Source organism: Mesonia aestuariivivens (genome assembly GCF_019311235.1).
Taxonomy (GTDB): domain Bacteria; phylum Bacteroidota; class Bacteroidia; order Flavobacteriales; family Flavobacteriaceae; genus Mesonia; species Mesonia aestuariivivens.
In genome coordinates this window covers 22,242-33,531 of record NZ_JAHWDF010000020.1, presented here as the reverse complement: position 1 = coordinate 33,531, position 11,290 = coordinate 22,242, and the positions used below count along the sequence as shown (strand labels likewise).

Genomic DNA, 11,290 nt, shown 5'->3' with positions numbered 1-11,290 from the left:
CTCTTTTTTAACATCAGAAAGCTTATAAAAGCACATATAAGACTAAAACGAACTTTTAAGGCATTAATACAAAAGCAAACAAAAATTAATGCAAATTTTGGCTTTACCCCTAATTTCAATTATTTTTAAAAAAAAATTAGGTAGTTTTGAGACAGACTGCCGTTGTAGACAATTAAAAAAAACATATGGCTAAACCAAAAATATTTTTAAGTTCAACATATTATGATTTAAAACATATTAGGTCTTCTATTGAGGGATTCATTGAAACATTAGGGTATGATGTGACTTTATCAGAAAAAGGTGGAATTGCCTATAACCCTGACATACCTCTTGATGAATCTTGCTATCGTGAAGCAAAAAATAGTGACATTTTCGTTCTAATAATTGGAGGAAGATATGGTTCTCCAAGAAGTGAAGAAAAAGGAGATAAAAAACTTTTTTATGAAAGGTATGAAAGCGTAACTAAAATGGAATTTGAGAGTGCGTTGGCAAAAGAAATTCCTCTGTATATCTTAATAGACAAATCGGTTAAAGCAGAATATGAAACATTCAAAAATAATAAGGAAAACAAAACCATTAAATATGCACACGTAGATTCAGTCAATATATTCCACTTTATTGAAAGAATATTAAACTTAAAAAGAAATAATCCTGTTAAAGAATTTGAAAACCATACAGAAATAGAGTTTTGGTTAAAAGCTCAATGGGCAGGGATGTTTCAAGAACTAATAAGAAACAGAAAGGAGCAAGCTGAAATTTCGGAACTATCAAATCAAGTAGCCGAATTATCAAGCTTAAATCAAACTTTAAAGAGTTATCTCGAGGAAATAGTTACTACCACTTCTAAAGATAAAGGATCTGATTTAATTAAAAGGGAAGAGGAGAAATTGATAGAACGAAGAAAACTACAAAAATTCAAAGAACATAAAATGGCAATTAACCTTATGGATTCTTTCGATTACAAATCAATGGAAGAATTTATGGATTATTTTGAAAAAGTAAAATCACTCAAAGAATTAGCAAATAGGATGAATAAAGTTTACGGTAATGATATAGATTTAGTAAAACACTGGAAAAGCAATACTGTTTTCAAACAAATGAATGAATTAAGAGATATTATTGGAAAGCCTCACTTCAAATAACTGTCTACAACAAAGAACTGAGGTAAAAAGCAACTCTTTTCTTCTTTAATTTTAGAGCATATTTATCCTGTACTAAAACCTCCATTTCTTTAATCTTAGTACTTCATATCTTTATTAATTTTAATATTACTTCGTCGCTAAAACTGATACGTAATTGGCATCATAGGCCAAACCAGACTTGGCGATGGAAAAGGCCTGTTTCAGCAATTTATTACATACAGCGATCAAAGCTAATTTCTTACTCCTGTCTTCCTCTCTTTCGTGCCTCATTCGTCGGAGACAAGTGGCTACAATTCGCTCATAAATTGCCCTGCAACCCTTATTGTGTTTACAAGCGTTGAAAGCGCATAAAAATAATAGATTCCGAAGCTTTTTATTACTTTGCCTTCCTCTCGCTCATTCTTTACTCGTCGGAGGCAAGACTTATTCTACTCCTACCTCTTACACTATTGCCTGATTCCCTTATGGTTGGCGTGATCCCTACGTAACTACACAGCTGCGAAGCCTTCTCAAACTTGGTAAATCCATCTGTTATTACCACTAAAAATAAGGCGGTTTTCATTCCGATTCCAGGTATGCTCGTTAGCAAGGTTAGTTGCTGTTGCTGTTCTTGTTTGACAAGCTCCAGTAAGCGAGTTTCAATTCCCCTGACCTCTTTGTCTAGATGTTTGAGATCACGCTTTAAAGACCTATAAACATACCTAGAGGGAATACCTAGAACTTCCTCACCGTGAAGTTTATTCTTGGTAGCCGTACGCTTCTTTAGATAACTATCCATAAGTCGAAAAAGCTGCAAGCATTCTGCCTGTACATTATTTAAGGCATTATATAAAGGAACTTCATTAGACAAAGCATAATGACAAATTGCCTTGGCATCGCTCTTATCGGTCTTTATTTTTGATAATGCCATCCTCTCGCTGTGCTCGTCGGTGGCAAGTGAATAAAACGCTTGACTGACAAGGGATTTACTACCGATACAGCAATACTGTTTTTGTAAAGAAACTGTGCAAGTCGATAATGGTAATATCCCGTAGCTTCCATCACTACCAAAGAGTCTACTGCTAATGTCTTGACAAATAATTTAAATCCGGAAGAATCATTCTTAAATTGAGAATGACCTCCTTTACTGCTATAAACATCAAAAACATCTTTACTGATATCAACTCCAAAAGTTTCTTTATATTTATCCATAAGAACTGATTTTATGAAAGAGCATACTACCGTGATCACAACAACTTGAAAACGAGGTCTAAAGCCTCAAAGAACTGAACGTGATTGACGTAATTAAAGAGAGAGGATTATCAATGTTGCCGAAGTCTAACGCTTCACCGTATAACAGAACCTTAATCCTCTCTTTGTTCTTTCTGATTTATTGTTTAAATTTAATAAGAATCAAACTTAAGCCGTGTATAGCAAATAGCGGGGTTTAGTTTTAAACTGGAAATTTCGGTATATTTGTTAAGTCGCCAAATCTTTTGATTTGGCATTTTGAAAAGAAAAGGTAAAAGCAAAATACAAAAGATTTGGCTTGTGTTATCCGGTCAATATACCTATATAAACAGTTATATTTGTTTGGATATAACCAGTTGTGCATAATATGAAAAAAACACTTTTACATACAATTTTAATCCTGAATTTGATTTGCTTTTCTTCTTGCAAAACACATTATTCGAAAACCGAATTGAATGCAAACTTTACTAATGAGCAGATTGCTGATTTAAACAAAATAACTGACTTTTTCAAAACGGAAACTTGCGGGAATATAAATTTTGAAAAATGCTACAAGCAAACCAATCACGATTCCTTACAAGCCGAAGGTAAAGGATTTTGGACAAAAATAGATTTTGAAAAACAAAAAGAACTGTATCAAAATATTTCTCAATCAACATTCGATGAAATCTGGATGTTTAGTAATGCAACATTCTATCCAAGCGGTACAAAAAGAAAAAGTCTTTCCGCAGTTTCCACAGGAAAATACCAAAAATTCTTGACAGATTTTGGCAAAAAAAATCCAAGAATTGCAAAATATGCAAAAAGGATTGAAGCTTCCGGAGATTTTGGCGGATTCGATTTTAATTACAGAGAAATTATCAAGGATAATAAATCGTTTAAGTTAAAAGATCCTAACATACAATTGATTTTAGCAATTCACTATTTATCAATGAATGACCAATCAATGAGAAACGCAGATTTAATGAAACGTAAAATTCCAAAATTTAAATAAAAATACTATGCACAACAACGTATATAACTCATAGCTAGGAAGTTGTTTAATATAAGTTAAGTCATATTTGCGAGTCCACCAAATTTTTAAATTTGGCTTATTGAGAAAAAGATAATAAGTAAATTTAAAAATTCGGCTCGTGCTTCATCCGAAAATAATTGTTTAATTTGCACGCTACGAGCCATATACAGAGACGTTGTAAAACATTTACCACTAGCCATACTTTAACCTTTCTTATAGGTGAAAAGCATATAAACTAGAGAAGAAAATGTTATTATAGCATAAAAATAGAATACAATAAAAACCTCTGAAATACCATTTTGATAATACCATCCAGAACCAAGAGCCCCTAGACCAATTCCAATTTCTAAAGCTATAAACATAGTAGCAATAGCTTTACCCTTTTCTTTCGGATTGCATAAATCGACCGTCCAAGCATTTAAAGTTGGAGCTAATATGCCTATGGCAATACCATAGATAAAAGCTCCAACTACTAAACCATTTTTTGTTTGATAAAAACCTAGTATAAGAAAAGATGTAGAAAGAAAAATTAATCCTATAATGATTATTAATTGACGACTATATTTATCTGACAATTTTCCAGCAACAAACCTAATCAATAATGACGCTAGAGTAAAAATAATAAAAAATAGACCTTTATTCATTATTCCTAAATAATTTGATAATAAAGGAATAAGTGTTAATACGATACCAAATGACAAATAGGAAATAAATGTAATTATTGCAGGATAAATAACTTTTACATCAATAATATCATTCTTTTTTATTCTTAAAAAAGAGATTTGAAAGTTCCTTTTATCAACTAAAGTTTCTTTTAAATTTATAATACATAATATTGATAATAATGAAATAAATGACGAACAGTAAAACAAAAAATTATATGACTGATGTAGTTTTATAAAACTACCCAAAACAGGACCTAAAGCTAAACCTGAACTAAAAAAAAGACTTTGTATTCCTAAAGCTTCTCCCCAACGATTTGAAGGTATAATATCTGTTAAAAAGGCTGCAAAAGCCGTTGGGCTAAAACCTGTTGAAAAGCCGTGTAAAAACCTTAAAAGTAAAAAACCATAAACTGTTGTTAAAATTGGATATAGAAAACCACATATAATACACACGATTATTCCAATTAACATTACAGGTTTTCTTCCAATAGTATCGGTTAATTTCCCACTAAAAGGTCTTGAAACACCAGCTGTAAGTGTAAATAATGCGATAATTAAACCTATATATTGTTTTCCTCCAAGACTTTCTAAATAAGTTGGAAGTTCAGGAATTAACATATTATAGCTAGATGAAAACAGTAATGAACTCAAACATATAAGTCCAAAATCAAAAGTATAGATAGATTTATTTTTCATACGAACTATCTATTATAAAGTGATTTAATTGTTTTCTCTACATATTCCCAAATAGTGTTGGAACCTAACTTAATCTTTTCTGTTTTTTTAATAACATTCTCATAAATTACATTAAACTCAAACCAAGTACCACCATTATTTGATTGATTTTGAAGTACAGGCTGAAACCTATCCATTGCTTTTGCAAATTTAGCTTCACTTGTTTCTCCTTCCTCGAATTCTTTCCAAATTGTAATTAAATCCTCTGCTTGGTTCTTTGGTAAAATTCCAAAAATACGTTTTGCAGCAACAAATTCTTCAGCTGTATTATCGTGATTTTTTTTTGTGTCAAATAAAAAAGTATCACCAGCATCTATTTCAACAATATCGTGAATCAATAACATTTTTAAAACCTTTAAAACATCAATATTTTCATTGGAATGTTCGTCCAAAATAATTGCCATTAATGATAAATGCCAACTATGTTCTGCATCATTTTCTCTCCTGTTACTATCAAATAAACTCGTTTTACGCTCAATACATTTTAGTTTATCTACTTCTTTGATAAACTCAATTTGCTTTTTTAATCGACTTGATTCCATATTTGTTAATCTTAAGACTACAAATAAAAAGTAATACCTTTGATTTATAAAGGACATTTGTCTCAACTGAAAAAAATGATTAGAACAAATATTGAACTATTGGAATATATTGAAGCATTTAGAAATTCAACTCATTATTTTATTGAAGAGGAAATTCAAAAGGAGCAAAAAATAATATACCAGAATAGAAATAGCTCTTTTGGGTATATTATTAAAAATGGCATTGCAAAATGTTTTTTAACGGATGAGAATGGAAATGATTTTATTCAAGAATTTTTTAGTGAAGGAGAATTATTTGGAGAAGTTGAAATAATAAATAATACTAATAACTTTTGCACCGTTGAATCTATTACAGAAATGATCGTTTATAAAATATCTAAAACTAACTTTCAATATCTTTTAGAAAATGATCAAAAATTCAATAATTTAATTATGAAATCATTTGCGAAAAAAATTCAATATAAAGCAGTAAGACATTCTTATAATCAAATGCATTCTATTAAATCTAATCTTTTTAGATTGCAACAATCAACTTTAGATTTTATGGAAATTATTTCAAAAAATGATATCGCAAGCTATTTAGGAATTAGTTTAAGAAGTTTAAATAGGATTTTAAAAGATAAGAGTTAACAAAAACGTTTTACAACAAAGAACTGAGGTAAAAACCAAGTTTTTTCTTCATTAAATTTGAGACATATTTAGCCTGTACTAACATCCATACAAATAGATCTTAGCGGTAATATTTACTTCTTTTTTCTAGCTATCCTTTTGCTAGAACAGATACATAGTTTTCATCGTAGGGCAAACCGGATTTTGCAATAGCAAAAGCTTGTTTTAAAAGCTTATTGGCCACTGCAATCAACGCCAGTTTCTTGCTCCTGTCTTCCTCTCTTTCGTGCCTCATTCGTCGGAGACAAGTAGCCACAATTCGCTCATAAATTGCCCTGCAACCCTTATTGTGTTTACAGGCGTTGAAAGCGCATAAAAATAATAGATTCCGAAGCTTTTCATTACTTTGCCTTCCTCTCGCTCATTCTTTACTCGTCGGAGGCAAGACTAATTCTACTTCTCCCCCTAACACTACTGCCTGATTCCCGTATGGTTGGCGTGATCCCTACGTAACTACACAGCTGCGAAGCCTTCTCAAACTTGGTAAATCCATCTGTTATTACCACTAAAAATAAGGCGGTTTTCATTCCGATTCCAGGGATACTCGTTAGCAAGGTTAGTTGCTGTTGCTGATCTTGCTTGACCAAGCTCAACAAACGGGCCTCCAAAGAAGATATCTCTTTATCTAAATGAGATAAACTGCGTTTTAAAGAACGATAAGCAAACTTTGAAGGAATTCCCAATACTTCCTCTCCCTGTAATTTATTCTTTAGTGCCGTGCGATGCTTGATATAATTATCTAGTAAACGAAAAAGTTGATAGCACTCTGATTGCACTTCACTTAATGCATTGTACAAGGTCAATTCTGTATATTGACCATATTCACAGATCGCTTTTGCATCACTCTTGTCTGTCTTTACCTTTGATAATGCCATCCTCTCGCTGTGCTCGTCGGTGGCAAGTGAATGAAACGCTTCACTGATAAAGGATTGACTACTGCTACGCTCACACCTTTATTGTAAAGAAACTGTGCAAATCGATAATGGTAATAACCTGTAGCCTCCATCACTACCAAAGAGTCTACTGCTAATGTCTTGACAAATAATTTAAATCTGGAAGAATCATTCTTAAATTGAGAATGACCTCCTTTACTGCTATAAACATCAAAAACATCTTTACTGATATCAACTCCAAAAGTTTCTTTATATTTATCCATAAGAACTGATTTTATGAAAGAGCATACTACCGTGATCACAACAACTTGAAAACGAGGTCTAAAGCCTCAAAGAACTGAACGTGATTAAAGTAGTTAAAGAGAGGGGATTATCAATGTTGCCGAAGTCTAACGCTTCACCGTATAACAGAACCTTAATCCTCTCTTTGTTCTTTCTGATTTATTGTTTAAATTTAATAAGAATCAAACTTAAGATGTATATAGCAAATAGCGGGGTTTAGTTTTAAACTGGAAATTTCGGTATATTTGTTAAGTCGCCAAATCTTTTGATTTGGCATTTTGAAAAGAAAAGGTAAAAGCAAAATACAAAAGATTTGGCTTGTGTTATCCGGTCAATATACCTATATAAACAGTTATATTTGTTTGGATATAACCAGTTGCCACGCATTTGAGAAAAATATGAGAAACATTGTAATTTTAGGATTTACATTAATAATTCTGACTTCTTGTGGGAATGACGAAAAGCCAAAAGTGATTTACCCAGAAAATGAGGAAATTCAAACAACGGAATTAAAAAAAGACTCAACTCTAATAGAAATTGCTGACATTCCAATTCATATTGACAGTACAAAATATTTAATCCACCCGATTGGAGAATATAGAATGTATGGCTCTAGAGGAAAAGTTTTTTTTGGTTCTTCTAGTTATAGTTCTGGAAGTTTCTCAATAACTAATTACAATAGGTATGAAATCACTGGAAATCTTCACAATCTAAAATTTCAACAACTTGATTCTGAAAACCTAACATCATTAACCACGAAAAATATCCGAATCAAGTCAATCACCTTTTTAAGAGACCTATTTGATAACACAAAAAAACAGATTTTAATCTATCGTGTGTTGGACAAAGACACTAATCGAGACAATGAGCTTGACGATAATGACGTAGAAACTTTGTACATAAGTAACATTGATGGTTCTGAATTCGAAAAACTAACATCCGAATTTCAAGAACTTATTGATTGGAAAGAAATAGGAATTAAAAACCGAATTTATTTTAGGAGTATTGAAGACACGAATAAAAATGGAGAATTTGATAAGGATGACAAAATTCATTATCAATATGTGGATTTTAACTCTGACAAACGAATTGTAACTGAATATAAACCGATATAAAAAACGTGTGGCAACAACGGTAACCGTTGCACAAGCCTCTAATTCTTAGAAAATCTCACTTATTTAAACCGCTTTAGAGCGGTTTTCTAGTTTTATATCGTTTGTAAATTAGCAGAATATAGTCTCTTTAAAATGAACTTATACTCCTGATTTAACGTCATTGTGAACTTTAAAAACATGCCGAGCATTCCTGCTCCACTTTTGGTGCGCTTTTCAATAAACTTCAGGTATTTCTTGAGGTTGTAGGCTATAGCTGAGAGCTGCATACATTTATTGGCCTGTTTTAATCCTAAGGTGTTTACTTTTCTAAGCCCCATAAACTGAGTTAAGGTTCCAAAAACGGGTTCTACCGTGCTTTGTCGTTTGCCTTTCATATACCTGCCCTGTGGGCTTTCTACCCGGGCTTGACACTGATACGGGCATCGGGATTGGTAGGACTGTAATGCCTCCGACGAACGGAGTGAGAGGAAGGCACTATTGCTGGTATACTTACTGCCTTTATTTCCTGATCCCGGACGCTGATCCTGATCTTTGCTCCAACGCTTGTTGCGGCTAGAGATCGCCTGGAGTTCCTGTTCATTAGCCGTTATGCTGCGCTGACCTTTATCTGATTTATCGCCTTTACTCTTACGAAATGGCTGCTCTTTATCCATCGCACTAATATGACGAACTCTGCGCAAATGAGATTCTAACTCCTCTTCAGGTACTTTTAGTTCCAGAGTGTCCATCGAAGCATTGGCTTTTACAGGCGCACTGTCGATAGCCTGAGTGTGGCCACTCACCATCCCGGCATCCACACAAAGCGTGAACACTTTAGTGAAAACCGCTTCAAAAATATCTTCGGGAAACAACTGCCGCGTGCGGCTGATGGTGGAGTGCCAAGGTAGCTCCTCATCAATATCATAGTCTATAAAGTACAGGATATCCAGTCGCTTACGGCAATGTTCAATAAGCTTGCGGTCGCTGATGATATTCTCTAAATAGCCCACCAGACAGAGTTTAAAAAACACAACAGGATCTATACTCTTTTGACCACTGCTGCCGTAAAAACCTCGAGTAAGATCATAGAGAAAATCTAAGTTTAAGGCTTCTTTCAATCGGCGGTAGAAATTTGTGGGCGGTACGCGGTCACTCAACCGAAAACTGTTGAATAACTGCTCTTGATATACTTTTTTGCCTTGCATATCATGAAATTAATCTTTTTTAGTAAATTGTGCAACAGGCACACCGGCTATAGTTCATTGCGGCAGAATTTCCTGCTCGGAAATTCCTGCGTTTTGCTAACTTTGGGTTATGGCGGAATAGTTCTGCCGAACCATTCCGCAACGAAACCATAGCCAAACACGTTGTGCGTAAGCTGTGAAAACCACGTGTTCAATTGAATTAACTGCTAAATCAGAAAAATCTTCGACATTAAATGAATAGTTCTGGAGGAACATTTGACACAAAAGAATACGCATTAGGATACGCAGATGCTTCACCTTCCGAACTTTTGCACAATTCTGATTCTAAATACATTTGTATTGCGTTAGTCTATTTCTTTTATACCAAAAGAAGTCAGTTAAGGAAGATAAGTCAATTCAAGAAAACCAGAGGAATAAAGAGAAAATTACAAACTCAAAAATATATAATCGACAGTATTGAGAAGGGACTGATTGCACCAGTGGGAATTTCCAACTGGAATGAAAGTAGTGTCGCTTTAGAAAATGGAAAATACATTTTAAAAGAAGCAGGAATTGTTACAGATGAAAAAGATTTTTCGGATTTAATCGAAATAGGTGAACATAATTTGAGCTATGGTCATTGCGTAAGTTTGGGTTGGTATAGTATTGTGTTGTCAACTTTTTTAAAACAAATCGGTCAAATTGCAAAAATTGAAAATAAAAACAAAGTAGCAATCCTTTTGGATTTACTACCAGGAGATAGAATCCATAACTTGAGAAGTTTTAATGTTGTTGAAAAAATAATTGATAATTCCGTTCTCGAAGAATTTCAAATGGAGGCTATTGAAGAAAATGAATTAGAAATAATGGGCTACGCTTATGGACTAAAAGATGGCACAACGAAAGGAATTAAAAATGATTTTGAGTATGTGATAACGGATTGGATTGTTCAGTCCTTTTACTCATTATTAATTTATGAAAAAGAAAAATTGGAAAAAACAAGTGATGAATATCAATTATCACTATTGGCGAAATATCTAATAGACAAAGGAGTTTTCAAAATAAGAAACGCATTTAAATTAATATAAAAGCCTACGCACAACAATGGTAACCGTTGCACAACCCCATAATTTAAAAAAAACGTATTCATTTAAACCGCTTTAGAGCGGTTTTCTAGTTTTATATCGTTTGTAAATTAGCAGAATATAGTCTCTTTAAAATGGACTTATACGCATTATTTAACGTCATTATGAACTTTAAAAACATGCCGAGTATTCCTGCTCCACTTTTGGTGCGTTTTTCAATAAACTTCAGGTATTTCTTGAGGTTGTAGGCAATGGCGGAGAGCTGCATACATTTATTGGCCTGTGTTTACCTTCCTTAACCCCATAAACTGAGTTAAGGTTCCAAAAACGGGTTCTACCGTGCTTTGTCGTTTGCCTTTCATATACCTGCCCTGGGGGCTTTCTACCCGGGCATTGATCACAATATTGATGAAAAAACAGTTCGACGAATAAAGTCTGATGCTAATTATACTATGGAATTGAACACTTTATATAAAATCTGCGAATCAAGGAATATATCGCTTTCTGATTTTTTTAAGTTGATTGAAAAGTAAACTTATTTAAATTAAAGTCTTCCAAAGAATTTTTAAGTCCAGCCAAAATCTTTAAATACTCTCCCAAGGACGTTTAAGCATAAAAGCCTCACTAAGTTTCTTAAATAAGATCACCTCAATATCTATCTAAAATTGGTTCTTACACAAAACTTCGTAAGTTTATAATTTTATCCTTTTGTGCATCGTATTCAACTCCAAGAAAGAACTTATCTACGGCATAA

Annotated in this window: 9 protein-coding genes and 3 pseudogenes; 6 read left to right on the top strand and 6 right to left on the bottom strand. The window is 33.1% G+C overall.

Translation table 11 applies throughout. The features are described from left to right. Nucleotides 1-185 precede the first annotated feature (185 nt). Nucleotides 186-1,142 carry a DUF4062 domain-containing protein gene (locus tag KW502_RS14055; RefSeq protein WP_219041192.1) on the top strand — a complete coding sequence of 319 codons (957 nt, stop codon included), beginning with the start codon at nt 186-188 and terminating at the stop codon, nt 1,140-1,142. Nucleotides 1,143-1,268: 126 nt separating this feature from the next. On the opposite strand, the pseudogene KW502_RS14050 reads toward KW502_RS14055, so the two are convergent. Further along, nucleotides 1,269-2,333: pseudogene (locus tag KW502_RS14050) on the bottom strand (IS110 family RNA-guided transposase). 406 nt (nt 2,334-2,739) lie between these two features. On the opposite strand from KW502_RS14050, the gene KW502_RS14045 reads away from it, so the two are divergent. Next, nucleotides 2,740-3,366, top strand: a complete 627-nt coding sequence (locus KW502_RS14045; protein WP_219041191.1) for a hypothetical protein — start codon at nt 2,740-2,742, stop codon at nt 3,364-3,366. A 224-nt stretch (nt 3,367-3,590) separates the two neighbouring features. On the opposite strand, the gene KW502_RS14040 is transcribed toward KW502_RS14045, so the two are convergent. Together KW502_RS14040 and KW502_RS14035 are read right to left on the bottom strand one after the other, a co-directional pair. Then, nucleotides 3,591-4,748: an MFS transporter gene (locus KW502_RS14040; RefSeq protein ID WP_219041190.1), complete on the bottom strand. Its 1,158-nt coding sequence runs from the start codon at nt 4,746-4,748 to the stop codon at nt 3,591-3,593. A gap of 5 nt (nt 4,749-4,753) precedes the next feature. After that, on the bottom strand, nt 4,754-5,329 hold the full coding sequence (locus KW502_RS14035) for an HD domain-containing protein (protein WP_219041189.1): 576 nt from the start codon (nt 5,327-5,329) through the stop codon (nt 4,754-4,756). Between the two features lie 39 nt (nt 5,330-5,368). On the opposite strand from KW502_RS14035, the gene KW502_RS14030 reads away from it, so the two are divergent. Continuing rightward, entirely contained in the window at nt 5,369-5,959 is a 591-nt protein-coding gene (locus tag KW502_RS14030) for a Crp/Fnr family transcriptional regulator (RefSeq protein ID WP_219041188.1), read from the top strand. Nucleotides 5,960-6,089: 130 nt separating this feature from the next. Here the strand turns inward: KW502_RS14030 and KW502_RS14025 are convergent. Then, a pseudogene (locus KW502_RS14025) lies at nt 6,090-7,154 on the bottom strand (IS110 family RNA-guided transposase). A 417-nt stretch (nt 7,155-7,571) separates the two neighbouring features. Between KW502_RS14025 and KW502_RS14020 the strand changes: the two are divergent. Beyond that, nucleotides 7,572-8,288, top strand: coding sequence for a hypothetical protein (locus tag KW502_RS14020; RefSeq protein WP_219041187.1), 717 nt, complete (start codon nt 7,572-7,574; stop codon nt 8,286-8,288). Nucleotides 8,289-8,380: 92 nt separating this feature from the next. Here the strand turns inward: KW502_RS14020 and KW502_RS14015 are convergent, their stop codons facing one another. Next, nucleotides 8,381-9,472 carry a transposase gene (locus KW502_RS14015; RefSeq protein WP_255554262.1) on the bottom strand — a complete coding sequence of 364 codons (1,092 nt, stop codon included), beginning with the start codon at nt 9,470-9,472 and terminating at the stop codon, nt 8,381-8,383. A gap of 233 nt (nt 9,473-9,705) precedes the next feature. On the opposite strand from KW502_RS14015, the gene KW502_RS14010 reads away from it, so the two are divergent. Beyond that, the gene (locus tag KW502_RS14010; RefSeq protein WP_219041186.1) at nt 9,706-10,539 is read left to right on the top strand and encodes a hypothetical protein; all 834 of its coding nucleotides are present in this window, start codon (nt 9,706-9,708) and stop codon (nt 10,537-10,539) included. Between the two features lie 91 nt (nt 10,540-10,630). On the opposite strand, the pseudogene KW502_RS15715 reads toward KW502_RS14010, so the two are convergent. After that, nucleotides 10,631-10,931: pseudogene (locus tag KW502_RS15715) on the bottom strand (IS1182 family transposase); the annotation flags it as partial. Between KW502_RS15715 and KW502_RS14005 the strand changes: the two are divergent. After that, complete coding sequence (locus KW502_RS14005) at nt 10,881-11,069, top strand: helix-turn-helix domain-containing protein (protein ID WP_219041185.1); 189 nt, start codon at nt 10,881-10,883, stop codon at nt 11,067-11,069. The pseudogene KW502_RS15715 and the gene KW502_RS14005 overlap by 51 nt on opposite strands. Nucleotides 11,070-11,290 lie beyond the last annotated feature (221 nt).

Bases quoted from the DNA above. Each gene is read 5' to 3' on its own strand.
- KW502_RS14015 (WP_255554262.1), bottom strand. From the start codon at position 9,472: ATGCAAGGCAAAAAAGTATATCAAGAGCAGTTATTCAACAGTTTTCGG.
- KW502_RS14020 (WP_219041187.1), top strand. From the start codon at position 7,572: ATGAGAAACATTGTAATTTTAGGATTTACATTAATAATTCTGACTTCT.
- KW502_RS14040 (WP_219041190.1), bottom strand. From the start codon at position 4,748: ATGAAAAATAAATCTATCTATACTTTTGATTTTGGACTTATATGTTTG.
- KW502_RS14010 (WP_219041186.1), top strand. From the start codon at position 9,706: ATGAATAGTTCTGGAGGAACATTTGACACAAAAGAATACGCATTAGGA.
- KW502_RS14055 (WP_219041192.1), top strand. From the start codon at position 186: ATGGCTAAACCAAAAATATTTTTAAGTTCAACATATTATGATTTAAAA.
- KW502_RS14035 (WP_219041189.1), bottom strand. From the start codon at position 5,329: ATGGAATCAAGTCGATTAAAAAAGCAAATTGAGTTTATCAAAGAAGTA.
- KW502_RS14045 (WP_219041191.1), top strand. From the start codon at position 2,740: ATGAAAAAAACACTTTTACATACAATTTTAATCCTGAATTTGATTTGC.